Here is a 15312-nt window from a genome sequence, read left to right as displayed (position 1 = left end):
GGAGGTCGTCGATCTCAGGCCTCCGCGTTCTCGATGATGCGGGTGATCCGCACGGCGTAGTCCTGGTCGACGACGACGATCTCACCGTGCGCGATGAGGCGTCCGTTGAGCTTGACGTCAGCGGGAGCACCGGCCGAGCGGTCGAGCTCGATGATGCGGCCCGGCTCGAGCTCGAGGACGTCGCGCACCGCCATGCGGGTGCGCCCCACCTCGACGGTGAGCTCCATCTCGACGCCCGCGATCCGCTGCAGGCGACGCGGCGAGGCCGCAGCCGGGTGCGACACCCGCACGGCGAGGCGTCCGATCGTGCGGCCGGACTCGTCGACGAGGTCGAACACCTGCGCCGCCGGGTGGGCGAACAGCGCCGACGCGTCGCCGATCGACGGCTCGCCCAGCACGCTCGGCCCGAACGCCGTCGCCGCGGCATCCAGCGCATCGCGCAGACGCTCGACGAGCGGCAGCGCGGCATCGGCGCCGACGAGCGCCGCGGGATCGAGCACGACGACGGCCAGGGCCGCGCTCGTGTCGCCGACCGACGAGACGATCACCGCGTCACCGGTCTCGCCCGAGCCGGTCGCGGGCCGCGCGGTGATGCGCGACGCCGTGGGCAGGCGGTCGGCGAACGCAGCCGCCGCGGCGGCCTCATGGGTGGTGGTGCTGCTCATGGCGACTCCTCGGACAACGAGCGGGAGAGATCGGATGCCGTCACGACGCAGGCCAGTCGCGCGCCGGCCGCGCCCACGGCGGCGGCGGCGACCACCTGGTCGTCGACGGTGAGGTCGAGCGGACGGTCGGCGGCGTGCGCGAGCGAGATGACGTCGCCCACGGCGAGGTCGAGGACGTCGCCGGGCAGCATCGCCCGCGGCGTGAGGCGCAGCGTCAGCTCGACGGGCGTCTCTTCGACGTGGCGCCGCACCAGCGCCGGGTCGGCCGCCGCGCGGGGCGTCGACGCGGAGTGCGACAGACGCTCGAGGAACGGCGCGGCCGGCAGCGCGATCGTGGCGGTCTCGGTGCGGTCGGCCAGGCGCAGCGAGAAGCGCGCGACGACGACGAGGTCCTGCGCGCCGACGACCTGCGCGAACGCGGCGTTGTACTGCACCGCGCCGACCGTCAGCTCACGGGGCAGCAGCGAGCCGAGCGCGGTCCGCAGGTGCGCGAGGGTCTCGTCCATCAGCGAGCGCACGAGCGCCTGCTCGATCCCCGTCAGCGCGCGGGCCTCGGGGCGCAGCGATCCGTCGCCGCCGAGCATCTTCACGATCCACGACAGCGCTGACGGCAGCGGGAACTCGATGATGGCGCGATCGTCCGAGCTGGCGTCGGAGCACAGCACGAGGGTCGTCGTCGTCGGAAGCGTCGCGACGTACTCGTCGTACGTCTCGAGGGTCACACGTTCGAGCGCGATGTGCGCGCGGACGCGGGCCTTCGCCGCCAGCTGCATCGCCCACTGGCGCGCGAACGCGTCGAAGGCGCCCGCGAGCGCGCGGGTGTGCTCGCGGGACAGCGCCGCGGGTCGCCCGAAGTCGTAGCGCACCGGCTCTGCCGCGGCGGCATCCTCGGTTCGCGCGAGCGATTCGGTCCGGACGGTCTGCACGGCCGGGACTATCGGCCGGCCCCGCGGCCGCGTTAGGGACGGGGCGGGGCGGGGCGAGAGGGGGTCAGCCCGCGGTGTCGGCGGCGGCGAGGCCCGGGAGCTCGCCGCGCACCTGGGCCTCGGCATCCGAGAGGACGACGATGTCGACGCGACGGTTCTGGGCGAGGGCCTCGGCACTCGATCCCTCGGCGAGCGGTCGCGACGAACCGTAACCGACCGAGCTGATGCGCTCGCGGGCGACCGCCCGCGCATCGACGAGGTACCCGAGCACGCCGTTGGCGCGTGCGGTCGAGAGCTCCCAGTTGTCGGCGAAGGGCGCGACGGCGGGGCGGTGGTCGGCGTGACCCTCGACCGAGATCCGGTGCCCGTCGGCGGCGAGGATCGCGCCGGTCGCGTCGAGCACCGCGCGGGCCCGATCGCTGAGGTCGGTGCTGTTGGTGGCGAAGAACGTCTCGGCGCTGATGAGCCCGATCGTCAGGCCGCGGTCATCGATCGTGAAGGTCGCCGCATCACCCAGGCCCTGGGCGTCGAGCGCGCCCTCGAGCTGCGCGCGCAAAGTGTCGAGCGAGCTGTATTCCTGCTCGGCCGGGGTGGGGCCGGTCGGTGTCGCGACGAAGCCCTCGCCCTCTTCCTCGACGAGCTCCGGCGGCACGACCACGCCCTCCGAGACGTCGCGCGACTCCGAGACCTCGGACCCGAAGCCCGTCGCGAGCGAGGCCCGCAGCTGCTCGAACTTCTCCTGGTCGACGTTGGACATCGCGAACATCACGATGAACATGCACATCATGACCGTGATCATGTCGAGGTACGACGCCATCCAGCGCTCGTCGGGGCCCTCGTGCGACGACTCCATGACGCGGCGACGCCGCGGCGCGCTCATACGCCCGCGTCCGCAGTCTCGTCCGCCGTCGCCTTCGCGCGGCCGCGTCCGGGCTTGCTCTCCGGGGCGAGGGCGCGCAGCCGTTCGGCGACGAGCATCGGCGGGTTGCCGGCCTGCACCGCGAGCATCCCCTCGGTCACCAGCGTCATCCGATCGACCTCGATCTCGGCCAGCCGCTGCAGCCGGGTGCCGATGGGCAGCCAGATGAAGTTCGCCGACAGCAGGCCCCAGAGCGTCGCGACGAAGGCGGCGGCGATGAGCGGGCCGAGCTGGTCGGGTTTGTCGAGGTACTCCAGCACGTGGGTCAGCGACACGACCGTTCCGACGATGCCGACGGTGGGCGCGTAGCCGCCGAGGGAGGAGTAGAACCGGGATGCCGTGCGGCGCTCGGCCGCCACGGTCGCGACCCGGTCTTCGAGCACGACACGCAGGTCTTCGGCGTCGGTGCCGTCGGCGATGCTCTGCAGCGCGTGACGCAGCAGCGGGTCCTTCTCGTCGGCGACGGCGCTCTCGAGGGCGAGAAGCCCCTCGGCGCGGGCCTTCTCGGCGTAGCCGACGACGGTGTCGATGAGGGCCTCGGTCGAGCCCGTCTTGCCGACGAAGGCTCGGGGCAGCGCGCGCACCGCGGCCGCGGCATCCCGCAGCGTCCCACCGGCGATGCCGATCGCGATCGTCGCGCCGAAGACCAGCACCATCGGGGCCGGCAGCAGCAGGGCGTTGATGCTCGCGCCCTCGAGCTGGATCATGGCCCACAGCCCGCCGAAGGCGAGCAGGATGCCGATGAGCAGGGACGGATCCATCAGCTCTCACTCCCGGGGAACGAGCGATCGAGCGCGGTCGCGAGCACGCGGGCCCGGAACTCGACGATGCTCTCGATGACGGTCTCCATGGTCTCGGCCACGACGAAGGTGGCGCCGTCGACGAGCGTGAGCGTCGTGTCGGGGCTCTCTTGCACCCGTTCGACGAGGTCGGGGTTCACGGCGAACCGGTGCCGGTTCAGTCGTGTCAGAACGATCATGTCGCCCCTTCTCGTCGGCGGGTGGCGGGCCGGCGTCGATACGGCGGCTCCGTGGGGACTGTCGGCACGGCGCGACGGTCGGTTAGTGGCGGCCGCCGCGGTGGTCTTGGGCTCGCGGCAGGCACAACTCCTCAGATCCGGGCCCTGGGGACCGGAAACCCGGCCCCCAGGGCGTTTCGTCACCGGTTCTGAGGAGTTGCGCGCGGCGCGGGTCAGCGCTTGAGGTTCGTCAGCTCCTGCAGGACCTCGTCGCTCGTGGTGATGATGCGGGCATTGGCCTGGAAGCCGCGCTGGGCGACGATCAGGTTGGTGAACTCCTGCGAGAGGTCGACGTTCGACATCTCCAGCGCGCCGCTGACGAGGCCGCCGCGCTCGTCTGTGCCGGCGATGCCGACCGCGGGAGCGCCGGAGTTCGCGCCGGCGCGGTACTGCGACGAGCCGGCCTTCTCGAGCCCCTCCGGGTTCTCGAACGAGGCGAGCGCGACCTGCGCGAGCACAGCGGTCGCACCGTTGCTGAAGGCTCCGACGAGGCTGCCGTCGGCCGAGAGCGTGTACGAGACGAGGCTGCCGGGTGCGCGGCCATCCTGCTCGCCGAGCTTGACGGTGCGCAGGTCGGCGTAGCCGGTGACGCCCGACAGGTCGACGTCGACGCCGCCCGCGACGATGTTCGCGGGACCGGTGAGGCGCCCGTCGGTGAAGGCGAGCGACGTCGTCGCGGTGCCGTCGGTGACGTCCCAGCCGGCCGCGGTCCGCGTGAAGGTCAGAGCGAGCTGGCGTGCGGCGCCCTGCGCGTCGTAGACCGTGACGTCGCGCACGAGCCGCTCGCCGGTGGCGGCATCCGAGGGCAGGTTGCCGCTGACGTTCGCGTTCGCCGTCGCGCGTCCGGGCGAGGTCGCACCGACCGGCAGCGCGATCCCGCCGACGGGGCCGCCGGTGGGGACGACGCCGTCCACGGCGGTCCAGCCCTGCACGAGGGCGCCGTCCTTGGTGGTCAGGCGGCCCGCCGCGTCGAAGCCGAACGACCCGTTGCGGGTGTACAGCGTCTCGGGGCCGTTGCGGACGACGAAGAAGCCCTCGCCCGCGATCATGAGGTCGGTGGGGACGCCCGTCGCCTGCTGCGAGCCCTGCGTGAACGTGGTGCGGACGGCCGCGATCTGCGTGCCGAGGCCGACCTGCGCCGGGTTCGTGCCGCCGGCGGCGGCCTGCGGTGCCCGGGAGTTCTGGACGATCTGCGACAGGGTGTCCTGGAACTGCACCGACCCGGCCTTGAAGCCGACGGTGTTGACGTTGGCGATGTTGTTGCCCGTGACATCGAGCATCGTCTGGTGCGAGCGGAGGCCGGAGATGCCGGCGTAGAGCGAACGGAGCATGGGGCTGTCCTTCGGTCGAGGGTGGGAGAGCGAGTGGAAGCGGTCAGGAGGCGGCGGCGGAGATGCCCGAGACGACGTCGAGCGGGACGGCGGTGCCGCCGATGGTCACGAGCGGCACGCCCTTCTCGAACGAGACCTGGGTGACGCGGCCGGTCTGCGTCTTGCCGTCGGCGTCGACGTACGACGCCTGCTGGCCGACGAGCGCGGTGGCGGTCTGGCGCATCGTGAGCGCGAAGTGCTCGGACGAGGTCGAGGTGAGCGCGGTGAGCTGCTCCATCATGGCCAGCTGCGTCGTCTGCGCCATCATCTCGTTGGTGTCGAGCGGCGAGCTCGGGTCCTGGTTCTTCATCTGCGCGACGAGCAGCTGCAGGAACACCTCGGCGTCGAGGGCCTGCTTGGGCGCGGGCGGGGCGATGGGCGTGGTCGCCGTGCTGACGGCGCCGACGGGCGGGATCGTGGTCATGCGGGTCTCCGGATCAGGCGTAGAGGTCGATGCGGCCCGCGCCGACCGGCACGGGGACGAGGGGGATGCCGCCGGGCGGCGACGGCTCGGTCGCGGCGGGGTCTCGCGGCGACGGGCCGTCAGGCTGGGGCGGACGACCGGGCGACCGGTCGCCGCCGGTCTGCGCCATGCCGCCGGGGGTCGAGCCGTTGGAGTTGCCGGACCCGCCGGGGTTGCCGGGGCCACCGCCCGACGCGGACGCCTGCTGGCCGGCCGTGTGCGTGGCCGTCTGCCCGCGCGGGTCGGTGTCGCCCGCGGCGAGGGACAGCGACGAGAACGGCGCCAGCACGGCGAGTTCGCGTCGCAGGTCGCCGAGCACGGCGCGGAGGGCGTCGTGGCCTGCGGTCGTCGCGGAGGCGAGCTCGATCGTGATCGATGAGCCCGAGATGTGCGCGGTGACCGTGACGGGCCCGAGGTTCTCGGGCGAGACCCGCAGCACCATCGTGTGCCGGCCCGCGTCGGAGGTGGCGAGCGAGAGGATCGGTGCGGACAGCTGCGGCGCCAGCGGCGCTGAGGGGACGGCCGGGCGGCCCGCTCCCGCGGCGGCGTGCGGCGTGGCCGGGGGTGCGGCCGGAGGCGTGGTCGGTGGTGCGCTGACGGCGGGCGTCGTGGCCGGCGCGGGGGTGGGGGTCGCCGACGTGGGCTCGGACGCCGCGGCGGCGAAGTCCGGCTCGACAGACGGATGACCTGCGGCGGGGGTCGATCCCGCGAGCGCGATCCGGCTGCCGGGGGCCGGGGCCGAGCCGGGCGCCGCGGCGGGCCCGGACGCCGCCGGTGCGAGGCCGGATGCCGGTGCGGGGCTGGGTGCTGGTGCGGATCCGGACGCACCGGTTGCAGCGGGTGCCGCGGCGGCCCCGGTTGCCGGTACGGGGCTGGGCGCTGGTGTGGATCCGGACGCACCGGACGCAGCGGACGCGCCGGACGCGCCGGACGCAGCGGATGCAGCGGATGCCGCGAGGCTCGGCGTTCCCGCTGCGGATCCCGGCGCGAGGCCCGAGCGAGCCGGGGACGTGCCATCAGCGCTCGCCGGCTCTGGCGCCGCTGCCGACGTGGGCTCGGTCACTGCCGCCCGCGCGAACGTGTCGACCGCGACGGCATCCCCGCCCGGAGCGGCATCCGCGTTCGCCGCCGTCCCCGCGTGCGCATCCGCGCCCGCCGCCGCGCTCGTGCTCGTGCTCGCGCTCGTGTTCGTGCCCAGAGCCGCGGAATGCGCGAGGCCCGTCCGGCCCATCGCCGTCGCCGCCGCCTCGAAGACGCCCGCCGCAGCGGTGTCGGGTCGAAGCGCGGACTCGACCACGGTCACCGCCCCCGCACCGTGCCCGCTTCCCACGCCCCGACCGGTGGCGCTCCGGTCCGCGACGCTCGAGCCCACGGCGGTCGACGTCATCCGGTCCGCGGTGCCGCCCGCGCCAGCCGCACCCGCGCCAGCCGGAGCCGCGCCACCCGCACCCGCGCCATCCGCGTGGCCCTCGTCCTCCGCGCCGGCACCGTCACGCGTTCCGGTGACTCCCGACGCGGCGGCGAACGCGACGGCGAACGCGCTCGCCGCCGCCCCGCCCTCGCCGGCCGACGGCGCGTGCTCGCGGGAACCGGGCACGCGCGGGCGCGTCGCGGCGGGCGATGTCAGCAGGGGGACGGCGGTCACGGGCGGTCCTCCGGGGGGCGCGGTGCGGCGGGGCGCAGGGCGATCTCATCCAGCGCGGCCTGATCGCGGGCCTCGGCGCGGGCGCCCTCGCGCTCGGTGTGGCGTTCGGCGAGCCGCTCGAGGCCGTGTTCGGCGCGGCGGGCGGCGGTGTGGCATGCGCGCGCCGCGTCGAGGTCGGCGCGCTGGGTCTGTTGCAGCGCCGCGAGGTCGCTCAGCTGGCTGCGTGCGGCCACGCGTCCGGCCGCGAGGGCGGCGAGGGTGCGGACGTCGCCGGGCGTATCGGCCGAGGCGGTGAGGGCGTTGCGCACCTGACGCTCGCGCGCCTCCGTGCGCTGCTGCTCGAGCGCGGCACGCGAGAGGTGCGCGGCGGCGGCGCGTTCCTGGATGCCGCGGATGCGCAGCAGCCCGGCGAGGGGGAAGCGGCGGCTCATGAGATGTCTCCGAACGCGGCGACGAGGTCGTGCAGGCGGCGCCAGGACTCCTCGGCGGGGGTGCGCTCGTCGAGGTCCTGCCGCAGGAAGGCGGCGATGGCCGCCTCGGCCGACACGGCGGCGTCGACCCGCCGGTTCGCGCCCGGGTGGTACGCGCCGATGGCGATGAGGTCGCGCGCCTCGTCGCGGGCGGCGAGCACGGTCCGCAGGGCGGTGGCGAGGCGGCGCTGCTCGGCGGAGGCGACCTTGCCGGACAGGCGCGAGACCGAGCCGAGCACGTCGATGGCCGGGTGGTGCCCGGTCACGGCGAGGGCGCGATCGAGCACGAGGTGGCCGTCGAGGATCGAGCGGACGGTGTCGGCGACCGGCTCGTTGTGGTCGTCGCCCTCGACGAGCACCGTGTAGATGCCGGTGATCGATCCGCGTCGGTCGGTGCCGGCGCGCTCGAGCAGCCGGGCCAGCACCGGGAACGTCGAGGGCGGGTAGCCGCGGGTGGCGGGCGGCTCACCGGCGGCGAGGCCGATCTCGCGCTGCGCCATCGCGACGCGGGTGAGCGAGTCCATCATGAGCACGACGTCGTCGCCGTCGTCGCGGAACGCCTCGGCGATGCGGGTCGCCGTCGACGCCGCGCGCAAGCGTGCCATGGCGGGCTGGTCGGAGGTCGAGACGACGACCACCGAACGCGCGAGTCCCTCGGGTCCGAGGTCGTCCTCGAGGAACTCGCGCACCTCGCGGCCGCGCTCGCCGACGAGCGCGATGACGTTCGCGCTGGCGGACGAGCCGCGGGCGATCATCGACAGCAGCGACGACTTGCCGACGCCCGATCCGGCGAACAGGCCCATGCGCTGGCCCCGGCCGAGGGGCGTGAGCGTGTCGATCGCGCGGATGCCGGTGACCAGCGGCTCGGTGATGCGCTCGCGGTGCATCGCCGACGGCGGTTCGTGGTCGAGCGGCACGGCGGCGGCGCGGACGGGTCCCCGGCCGTCGATCGGACGCCCGAGGCCGTCGAGGACGCGCCCGAGCAGCGCGCGGCCGGTGGGCACGCGCAGCCGACCCGAGGCGGGGGCGACGGCGTCGCCGACGCGCAGGCCGTCGGTCAGCCCGAGCGGCATGCACCGCAGGGTGGCGCCCTCGGCGGCGACGACCTCGGCCGGAACACCGTCGCCGAGGGCGACGAGGTCGCCGACGGCGGCGTCGACCCCGCGGACATCGACACCCAGCCCGACGACGCGCGAGACGGTGCCGGCGCGCACGGGACGCGCGGCCTCGAGCACCGCCGACCAGCCCGTCATCGCGGGCCCTCGCCGAGCGCCGCGCGGGCGCGTCGGAACGCCGCGTCGATGCGCAGGTCGATCGCGCCGTCGGTCACGCGGACGACGGCGTCGCCGGGGCTCAGGTCGGGATCGACCGTCACCCGGATGCCGGCGGGGGCGCCGCCGAGGCGGTCGAGTGTCTCGGCGTCGGTCGGGCTCAGCCGTGCGACGGGCTCGTCGCCGGCGGTCGCCGCGCGTTCGACGCGTGCCGCGACGGCGAGAGCCGAGCGCACGGGATCCGACAGCTCGGTCGCGACGACGGCCTCGGCGAGCTCGACGGCGAGGACGTGCAGCCGCGCTTCGGCGGGCGCGACCAACGCATCGGCCCGCTCGGTCAGACCGCGTGCGGCTGTCTCGAGCGCGGCGAGGGCGGTCGCGACGCGCGCGCGGTCGGCGTCGTCGGCCTCGCGCGCACGCTCGTCGCGCGCCGCGGCCGCGCGTGCCGCTTCGGCTGCGGCCAGCCGCATCCCCTCGGCGTAGCCGGCCGCGTGGCCGCGCTGCCGGGCGCGGTCGCGCTCCTGCTCGAGCGGCGGCCCCGACAGGCGCGGGATCTCGAGCCGCGTGAAGGAGTCAGACGACATACTCCTCCTCGACGCGCTGCACGCGGATGTCGCCGGCGGCCTCGAGCTCGCGGATCGTGCGGACGATCGCGGCGCGCGCCTCTTCGACCTGCGAGACCCGCACGGTGCCGAGCAGGCGCGCCTCTTCCTGCAGGGCCTCGCGGTTGCGCTCGGTCATGTTGCGCAGGATCACGTCGGCGACCGGGCCCGACGACCCCTTCAACGCCAGCGCCAGCACCCGGACGTCGATGCCGCGGAGCACGCGCTGCGCGTCGCGGTCGTCGAGGACGACGATGTCGGCGAACGTGAACATGCGCGAGCGGATGTCCTCGGCCAGGGCGCTGTCGCGCGCCTCGATGCTCGCCAGCAGCGCCTTCTCGACGGTGGCATCGGAGCGGTTGATGATGTCGACGAGCGGCTGCACGCCGCCGAGCGTGTCGCGCGCGTCGCGCGTCGTCATGGCGCCGGCACGAGCCCGCAACGTCGTGGCGACGACGGCCACGGCATCCTGCGTCGCGGTGCCCATCGTCGCGATCGCTTGAGCGACGTCGGTGCGGGCCGGGTCGGCGATCTCGGCGAGGACGGCGGCCGCGCGGTCGACCGGCAGATGCGCGATGACGAGGGCCACGGTCTGCGGCAGCTCGCCGTCGAGGATGCTGGCGACCTGCGCGGGCTCGACGGCCGTGAGGAACTCGAACGACGAGCTCGTCATCGACGAGGCGACCTTCGTCAGCACGCCCGCGGCTCGCTCCGCGCCGAGCGAGGCCTCGAGCAGCCCCGTCGCGAGGTCACGACCGCCGCGCACGGGCGGCAGGTGACCCCGCACGACCCGCTGGAAGTCGGTCAGCGCGTCGCGCGTTGTCTCGAGGTCGAGGTCGCGCAGGCGGATGATCTCGGCGGCGATCGCCTCGGCCTCGTCGTCGGAGAGGTGCTTGAGCACCTCGACAGCCTGCGCTCGGTCGAGGTTCATGATGACGACGGCCGCCGTCTGGGTCCCGGTCAGCTCGCTCATGCGTCGGACGAGTCCCGGACGAGGCGGCGCAGCAGATCGGCCGTGCGCGCGGGATCACGGCGCGCGAAGTCGCCGATCTCGGCGCGGCGGCGGTCGAGGGCCACCTGCACGGGCTCGGGGTCGGGTTCGGGGTCGAGCTCGACGGCGGGCAGCGGCACGGTGGGCGCCTCGTCGAGCAACGGGGTCGCGAGGCCCCGCGTGAGGGCGTCGAAACGGTCGATCGGTTCGTCGACGGGCGTCAGGGTCATCATCGGCTCGTCGTCGGCGGCGGCACGTCGGCGGCGGACCACGACGATGCCGGCGATCGTCGCGGCGACGAGTCCGAGGACGATCGCCGCGGCCACGATCGAGGTCTGCAGGGTCTCGGCGGCGCGCTCGGCCTCCTCGGCCTCGCGAGCGGCGTCGAGGGCGGCCTGCGCGGCTGCCGCGCCCTGGTCGTCGAAGGCGACGAGCTCGACGGTGACGCGGTCGCCCCGCGCGGGGTCGATGCCCGCAGCCGAGGTCACGAGCGCCTCGAGCTGGTCGACGTCGACGACATCCGTCCCATCGGCGTTCACCGCGACGGCGACCGTCTGGCGGGCGACAGCGCCGGCGGGCGTCGACACGCTCTCGACGGTCTTGTTGACGACGTTCGAGCGGTTGGTCTGCGTCGACTCGTAGGTGCCGGCGCCCCCGGTGCCGGCGGCGGGCAGCTCGGTGCCGAGCACGCCCGGCTGAGCGCCCGTTCCGGTGTAGGTCTCGCTGCTGGTCTCCTCGGTGGCCGGCAGTGCGCCGTCGACGGGGGTGTAGGTCTCGTCGACGCGCTCGCTCGTGGCCTGCTGCATCTCGGCGGCGACCGAGACGGTGGCGTTTCCCGCGCCCAGCACCGTGTCGAGCATCTGCTGCACGCTCGCGGTCATGCGGGTCTCGTAGGCGCCCGCCTGCTGGTCGGTGCCGCGCGCGCCGGCACCGCCGATCGCCGACAGGGTGCGCCCGGCCGCGTCGACGACGGCGACGTTCTCGGGCTTCATGCCGCTGACCGACGCCGAGGTGAGGTGCACGATCGCCTCGACCTGCTCAGGCGCGAGGTCGGCACCCGGCGCCGTCTCGATGAACACGGATGCCGTCGGCGCGACCTGCTGCGAGACGAAGACGCTCTCTTCCGGGATGGCGAGCTGCACCGACGCGGTCGAGATGTTCTCGAGCGCGCCGATGGTGCGGGCGAGCTCGCCCTCGATGGCGCGCTTGTAGGTCACGGACTGCTGGAACTCCGAGCTGGTGACGCCCATCGTGTCGAACAGCGAGTACCCGGCCGACTCCGGGCTGGGCAGACCGGATGCCGCCGCGGCGAGGCGCTGCTCGTACACGGCGCCTTCGGGAACGAGCACGGTCGAGCCGCCGTCGGTGAGCTGGTACTCGACCGAGGCGGAGCGCAGCTGCTCGACGACCGCGCTGGCATCGGATGCCGACAGCCCCGAGAACAGCGGGGTCAGCGTCGGCCGCGACATCCAGCTTGCGAGCGCGAAGACGCCCATCGCGAGGACGGCGACCCCGATGATCGCGATCGTGCGCTGCGCGACGGTGAACCCGGCGATCGTGGCGCGCAGGCGGCTCCACAGCGAGGTGACGGCCGCGGGCATCAGGCCTGCATCCGCATGATCTCGTTGAAGGCGTCGACGCCCTTGTTGCGCACGGCGGCCACGAGCTCGAGGGTGACCGAGGCGCGCGACGACGCGATCATCGCGGCGTGGATGTCGTCGAGGTCACCGGTCACGGCCGAGACGGCGAGCCCGTTCGAGGTGGACTGCAGCGCCCGCAGCTCGTCGACGGCGCCGGTCAGGCTCGCGCCGAAGCCGGCGGCGTCGCCGTCCGTGGTCGATCGCGGCGCGGCGGTGGGGAAGGTCGCGCCGATCGCGCCGAGCGCGTCGACTCCCGACAGCGGGGGCATCAGCGGCGTCCGATCTGCAGGGCGGCCTCGTACGTCGTCTTCGCACGGTCGACGACGGCGGCGTTGGCCTGGTAGCCCCGCTGCGCGAGGATCAGGTGACTCATCTGCTCGCCGAGGTCGATGTCGGCGTAGCGCACGTAGCCGTCGGCGTCGGCGAGCGGGTTGTTCGGCTCGTGCACGAGGCGTCCCTCGCCGCCGCCCCAGACCGCGCCCGCGACGCGCACGCCGCCGCCGTCACCGGCGGATTGCACCGCGATGAAGCGCTGCCGGAAGGCCTCGTCGCCGGGGGCGACGGCGGTGTTGACGTTGGCGATGTTGTCGCTCAGGGCGTCGAGCCAGGTGCGGTGGGCGGTCAGGCCCGATCCGGCGATGCCGATGGCGTCGAAGGTCATGAGGTCCTCATCGCGGTCTGCAGCGAGCTGAACGTGCCGCCGACCGCCTGCGCGGCGAACTGGTACCGCAGCACGGTCTCGATGTTGGCCAGGGTCTCGGTGTCGAGGTTGACGTTGTTGCCGTTCAGCCGCGTGGGCTCGGTCGAGGCGCGGACCGTGGGCGCCACGGCGCCGTCGCCGCGTTCGACCGAACGGGCCAGCTCCGCCTCGAAGCTCACGACCTGGGCGAGATAGCCCGAGGTGTTGACGTTGGCGATGTTGTCGGCGATGGCGCGTTGCCGCTGCGAGAGGCCCGTGAGGGCGCTCGTGAGCGCGGTGGTGGTCACTGATTCGAGCACGCAGGCGTCTTCCGTCTGATGACGAGGCCGATCCGTGGCCGGGGATGAGCGATCCATGCTCAGGATCACCTATCGGCCGTCTCCGCGGGCGCGTTAGACGGGCGGCGCGTCGGGCGTTCAGCCGTTGCGGTCGAGGTACACCGCGGTCTCGGCGCCGTCGGCGGGGATGCGCGCGAGCGCGTCGAGGTGCGACCGGACGGTCGTCAGGTCGGCGCGCACGCGGGCGGCGCGCGCGGCCTGCGCCGCCAGCACGGCGCGTGCCCGGTCGGCGAGGGATGCCGGCAGCGGCCCGAGATCGCGCGGCGGCAGCCAGGGCTCGACCGGCCCGGCCTCCGCGAGAGCCCCCGGGCCGGCGGCATCCGACCCCGCATCCGGGTCGGCGGCATCCGACTCGAACAGGTCGAGCATGTCGCGCCAGGCGCGCTCGCGTGCCCGCGCCGTCGGTGCCGGAGTCGTGGCGTCCATCCCGGCAGCGTCCATCGCGCCGTCGGGGATCTCGCCGTCGTTCATCCCACGTTCGTTCATCCCACGGTCGTTCATCCCGCGGTCGCCTCGGCGGCGCCGTGCCAGGCCTCGCGCAGCGGCGCGATCAGGTCGCGGCATTCGCGGGTGCGTTCGGGGTCGCGACCGATGTTGGCTCCGACGAGGGTGCGGGCGAGGTAGTCGTAGACGGCGCGCAGCGACGCCGAGCCCGCCCAGTCGTCGGTGAGCGAGCCCGAGAGCTCGGCGACGATCTGCTGCGCGTGCTGCAGTTCGCTGTTGGCGCGCTGCCACTCGCCGGCGCGCTGCGCGGCCTCGCCGCGCTCGACGTCGAGCAGGAGCCGGTCGAACAGCAGGGTGACCAGCCGCGCGGGGCTCGCCGAGAGGATCGTCTCTTCGCGATAGCGCTGCTGCGCCCGCAGGGCCGCGTTCACTTGCTCGACCCCGATCCCGACAGGCCCGACAGTTGCGACTCGAGGTAGGACGACTGCGACTGCAGCCGCGAGAGCATCGTCTCCATCGAGGCGTAGGTGCGCTCGAGCGTCGCGCGGCGCTGCTCGAGGCGCAGGTCCCAGCGGGTGAGTTGCTCGCCGAGCATCCGGACCTCGCTCTCCTGACCCGTGATGCGCGAGGTCAGCAGGCCGTCGTACTTGTCGGAGTAGCGCTCGGCGACATCCTGCACGCGCTCGGCGACGCCGGCGAACATCTCCTGCACGGCCACCGGGTCTGCTGCGAGGGCGGCCGTGAACGCCTTCTCGTCGAGCGTGACGACGCCGAGCCGATCGACCGAGATGCCCGCCGTCGCGGGCGAGACGCCGTCGATCGGCAGCTGCACGGCCGCGGTCATCGCCTGGCTCAGGCTGCGCACCGTGCTGTCGCCGGTGAACACCCCGAGGCGGGTCTGCTCGCCGGGCGCGCTGGCGGCGGTCGCGGTCGAGCCCCGCGCGATGCCGGCGAGCAGCGTGCCGACCGCCCCGACGAAGGCCTTCGCGGCGGCGGTGCTCTTGGTGGTGTCGGCGGCGACCGAGAGCGTCGCCGGGGTGGTCGTCGCGCGCGAGACGGTGACCTCGACGCCGGCGAACAGCTGCGTGAAGGTGTTGCTCGCCGAGGTGACGGTCTGCTCGGCCGCGGTGCCGGCCCACAGGCGCACCTGCGCGTCGGCGCCGGCGGTCACGGTCGCCCCGCCGGGTTCGGTCGCCACGTCCGTGGCGGTGCCGGCGGCGACGGCCGCGGCGTCGCCGCGGAAGACCTGGAACGCCGCCGCGGCGCCGGTCTCGGTCGCCGTGACCTGCAGCCGCCACTGCGGCCGGCCCTCGGCGTCGACTCCGGCGGAGACGGCCGAGGCGGTGACCCCGGCGCCTGCCGCCGTCAGCGCCTGCGCGATGTCGGCGGCCTTCCCCGACGCCGGCCGCACCTCGACCGGCTCGCCGCCGGGGCGGACGACCGTGAACACGAGCGGATCGCCGGCGGCGGCGGTGGTGAAGCTGCCCGTGACGATGCTGTGGGCGGTCGCGACCCGGTCGACGACGACGTCGGTCTGCAGCACCGGCGCCCCGTCGGTCGCACGGATGCGAACGGCCTCGTCCGAGCTGGTCGCCGTCCGCTGCAGGAGCGCCGTCGGGCCGGCGGCATCCTTCGCGGTCGTGGCCAACGCCTGCAACGAGGTGTTCAGCGACTGCAGCTGCGCGATGACGGTCTTGCGGTCGTCGGACTTCGCGCTCAGCAGCGTGCGCGGGATGCGCTCGACGTTCATGAGGGCGTCGATGATCTTCTGGGTGTCCAGCTCGGAGGCCAGACCGCCGATCGAGATCGCCATGCGCCCGTCCTGTCGTCGTCGTGCAGCGGAAGCACCC

At 74.2% G+C, this 15312-nt stretch carries 19 protein-coding genes; all 19 read right to left on the bottom strand.

Annotation, left to right across the window (positions count from 1 at the left end):
- Nucleotides 1-14: 14 nt before the first annotated feature.
- The 19 genes from fliN to fliD all read right to left on the bottom strand — a co-directional run bounded on the left by fliN (nucleotide 15) and on the right by fliD (nucleotide 15275).
- Nucleotides 15-665: a flagellar motor switch protein FliN gene (fliN, locus tag PUW82_RS01565; RefSeq protein WP_274220588.1), complete on the bottom strand. Its 651-nt coding sequence runs from the start codon at nucleotides 663-665 to the stop codon at nucleotides 15-17.
- Complete coding sequence (locus PUW82_RS01560; RefSeq protein WP_274220587.1) at nucleotides 662-1591, bottom strand: flagellar motor switch protein FliM; 930 nt, start codon at nucleotides 1589-1591, stop codon at nucleotides 662-664. Before PUW82_RS01560 ends, fliN begins: the two co-directional genes overlap by 4 nt.
- Before the next feature lie 64 nt (nucleotides 1592-1655).
- Nucleotides 1656-2471 (bottom strand): OmpA/MotB family protein, encoded by an 816-nt coding sequence (locus PUW82_RS01555; RefSeq protein ID WP_274220586.1) that lies wholly within the window; start codon nucleotides 2469-2471, stop codon nucleotides 1656-1658.
- Complete coding sequence (locus PUW82_RS01550) at nucleotides 2468-3271, bottom strand: motility protein A (RefSeq protein ID WP_274220585.1); 804 nt, start codon at nucleotides 3269-3271, stop codon at nucleotides 2468-2470. The genes PUW82_RS01555 and PUW82_RS01550 overlap by 4 nt, the downstream gene beginning before the upstream one ends.
- The gene (locus tag PUW82_RS01545) at nucleotides 3271-3489 is read right to left on the bottom strand and encodes a flagellar FlbD family protein (RefSeq protein WP_274220584.1); all 219 of its coding nucleotides are present in this window, start codon (nucleotides 3487-3489) and stop codon (nucleotides 3271-3273) included. Before PUW82_RS01545 ends, PUW82_RS01550 begins: the two co-directional genes overlap by 1 nt.
- Nucleotides 3490-3701: 212 nt before the next feature.
- Nucleotides 3702-4859 (bottom strand): flagellar hook protein FlgE, encoded by a 1158-nt coding sequence (locus PUW82_RS01540; protein WP_274220583.1) that lies wholly within the window; start codon nucleotides 4857-4859, stop codon nucleotides 3702-3704.
- A gap of 43 nt (nucleotides 4860-4902) precedes the next feature.
- Nucleotides 4903-5322 carry a flagellar hook assembly protein FlgD gene (locus tag PUW82_RS01535; protein WP_274220582.1) on the bottom strand — a complete coding sequence of 140 codons (420 nt, stop codon included), beginning with the start codon at nucleotides 5320-5322 and terminating at the stop codon, nucleotides 4903-4905.
- A gap of 13 nt (nucleotides 5323-5335) precedes the next feature.
- Nucleotides 5336-7006, bottom strand: a complete 1671-nt coding sequence (locus tag PUW82_RS01530) for a flagellar hook-length control protein FliK (protein ID WP_274220580.1) — start codon at nucleotides 7004-7006, stop codon at nucleotides 5336-5338.
- Nucleotides 7003-7437, bottom strand: a complete 435-nt coding sequence (locus PUW82_RS01525) for a hypothetical protein (RefSeq protein ID WP_274220579.1) — start codon at nucleotides 7435-7437, stop codon at nucleotides 7003-7005. The genes PUW82_RS01530 and PUW82_RS01525 overlap by 4 nt, the downstream gene beginning before the upstream one ends.
- Entirely contained in the window at nucleotides 7434-8729 is a 1296-nt protein-coding gene (locus PUW82_RS01520) for a FliI/YscN family ATPase (RefSeq protein ID WP_274220578.1), read from the bottom strand. Before PUW82_RS01520 ends, PUW82_RS01525 begins: the two co-directional genes overlap by 4 nt.
- Nucleotides 8726-9331 carry a FliH/SctL family protein gene (locus PUW82_RS01515; RefSeq protein ID WP_274220577.1) on the bottom strand — a complete coding sequence of 202 codons (606 nt, stop codon included), beginning with the start codon at nucleotides 9329-9331 and terminating at the stop codon, nucleotides 8726-8728. Before PUW82_RS01515 ends, PUW82_RS01520 begins: the two co-directional genes overlap by 4 nt.
- Complete coding sequence (fliG, locus tag PUW82_RS01510) at nucleotides 9321-10322, bottom strand: flagellar motor switch protein FliG (protein WP_274220576.1); 1002 nt, start codon at nucleotides 10320-10322, stop codon at nucleotides 9321-9323. The genes PUW82_RS01515 and fliG overlap by 11 nt, the downstream gene beginning before the upstream one ends.
- Nucleotides 10319-11941: a flagellar basal-body MS-ring/collar protein FliF gene (gene fliF / locus PUW82_RS01505; protein ID WP_274220575.1), complete on the bottom strand. Its 1623-nt coding sequence runs from the start codon at nucleotides 11939-11941 to the stop codon at nucleotides 10319-10321. The genes fliG and fliF overlap by 4 nt, the downstream gene beginning before the upstream one ends.
- Complete coding sequence (gene fliE, locus PUW82_RS01500) at nucleotides 11941-12249, bottom strand: flagellar hook-basal body complex protein FliE (protein ID WP_274220574.1); 309 nt, start codon at nucleotides 12247-12249, stop codon at nucleotides 11941-11943. Before fliE ends, fliF begins: the two co-directional genes overlap by 1 nt.
- The gene (locus tag PUW82_RS01495; RefSeq protein WP_274220573.1) at nucleotides 12249-12641 is read right to left on the bottom strand and encodes a flagellar basal body rod protein FlgC; all 393 of its coding nucleotides are present in this window, start codon (nucleotides 12639-12641) and stop codon (nucleotides 12249-12251) included. The genes fliE and PUW82_RS01495 overlap by 1 nt, the downstream gene beginning before the upstream one ends.
- On the bottom strand, nucleotides 12638-12979 hold the full coding sequence (locus PUW82_RS01490; protein ID WP_274220572.1) for a flagellar basal body rod protein FlgB: 342 nt from the start codon (nucleotides 12977-12979) through the stop codon (nucleotides 12638-12640). The genes PUW82_RS01495 and PUW82_RS01490 overlap by 4 nt, the downstream gene beginning before the upstream one ends.
- A gap of 117 nt (nucleotides 12980-13096) precedes the next feature.
- Nucleotides 13097-13504, bottom strand: a complete 408-nt coding sequence (locus tag PUW82_RS01485; RefSeq protein WP_274220571.1) for a hypothetical protein — start codon at nucleotides 13502-13504, stop codon at nucleotides 13097-13099.
- Nucleotides 13505-13515: 11 nt separating this feature from the next.
- Nucleotides 13516-13893 carry a flagellar export chaperone FliS gene (gene fliS / locus PUW82_RS01480; protein WP_274220570.1) on the bottom strand — a complete coding sequence of 126 codons (378 nt, stop codon included), beginning with the start codon at nucleotides 13891-13893 and terminating at the stop codon, nucleotides 13516-13518.
- Entirely contained in the window at nucleotides 13890-15275 is a 1386-nt protein-coding gene (gene fliD / locus PUW82_RS01475; protein ID WP_274220569.1) for a flagellar filament capping protein FliD, read from the bottom strand. The genes fliS and fliD overlap by 4 nt, the downstream gene beginning before the upstream one ends.
- Nucleotides 15276-15312 lie beyond the last annotated feature (37 nt).

Origin of the sequence: Microbacterium thalli (genome assembly GCF_028737325.1) — a bacterium.
Taxonomy (GTDB): Bacteria; Actinomycetota; Actinomycetes; order Actinomycetales; family Microbacteriaceae; genus Microbacterium; species Microbacterium thalli.
Note: the sequence above shows the minus strand (reverse complement) of the source record. Positions and strands in the feature narration are given on the sequence as shown.

Excerpts from the sequence above, each read along its gene's own strand:
- fliG (WP_274220576.1), bottom strand. The coding sequence starts at position 10,322 with ATGAGCGAGCTGACCGGGACCCAGACGGCGGCCGTCGTCATCATGAAC.
- fliD (WP_274220569.1), bottom strand. The coding sequence starts at position 15,275 with ATGGCGATCTCGATCGGCGGTCTGGCCTCCGAGCTGGACACCCAGAAG.
- PUW82_RS01515 (WP_274220577.1), bottom strand. The coding sequence starts at position 9,331 with ATGTCGTCTGACTCCTTCACGCGGCTCGAGATCCCGCGCCTGTCGGGG.
- PUW82_RS01495 (WP_274220573.1), bottom strand. The coding sequence starts at position 12,641 with ATGACCTTCGACGCCATCGGCATCGCCGGATCGGGCCTGACCGCCCAC.
- fliF (WP_274220575.1), bottom strand. The coding sequence starts at position 11,941 with ATGCCCGCGGCCGTCACCTCGCTGTGGAGCCGCCTGCGCGCCACGATC.
- PUW82_RS01550 (WP_274220585.1), bottom strand. The coding sequence starts at position 3,271 with ATGGATCCGTCCCTGCTCATCGGCATCCTGCTCGCCTTCGGCGGGCTG.
- PUW82_RS01540 (WP_274220583.1), bottom strand. The coding sequence starts at position 4,859 with ATGCTCCGTTCGCTCTACGCCGGCATCTCCGGCCTCCGCTCGCACCAG.
- PUW82_RS01535 (WP_274220582.1), bottom strand. The coding sequence starts at position 5,322 with ATGACCACGATCCCGCCCGTCGGCGCCGTCAGCACGGCGACCACGCCC.
- PUW82_RS01520 (WP_274220578.1), bottom strand. The coding sequence starts at position 8,729 with ATGACGGGCTGGTCGGCGGTGCTCGAGGCCGCGCGTCCCGTGCGCGCC.
- fliN (WP_274220588.1), bottom strand. The coding sequence starts at position 665 with ATGAGCAGCACCACCACCCATGAGGCCGCCGCGGCGGCTGCGTTCGCC.
- PUW82_RS01555 (WP_274220586.1), bottom strand. The coding sequence starts at position 2,471 with ATGAGCGCGCCGCGGCGTCGCCGCGTCATGGAGTCGTCGCACGAGGGC.
- PUW82_RS01545 (WP_274220584.1), bottom strand. The coding sequence starts at position 3,489 with ATGATCGTTCTGACACGACTGAACCGGCACCGGTTCGCCGTGAACCCC.
- PUW82_RS01525 (WP_274220579.1), bottom strand. The coding sequence starts at position 7,437 with ATGAGCCGCCGCTTCCCCCTCGCCGGGCTGCTGCGCATCCGCGGCATC.
- PUW82_RS01485 (WP_274220571.1), bottom strand. The coding sequence starts at position 13,504 with ATGAACGAACGTGGGATGAACGACGGCGAGATCCCCGACGGCGCGATG.
- fliE (WP_274220574.1), bottom strand. The coding sequence starts at position 12,249 with ATGCCCCCGCTGTCGGGAGTCGACGCGCTCGGCGCGATCGGCGCGACC.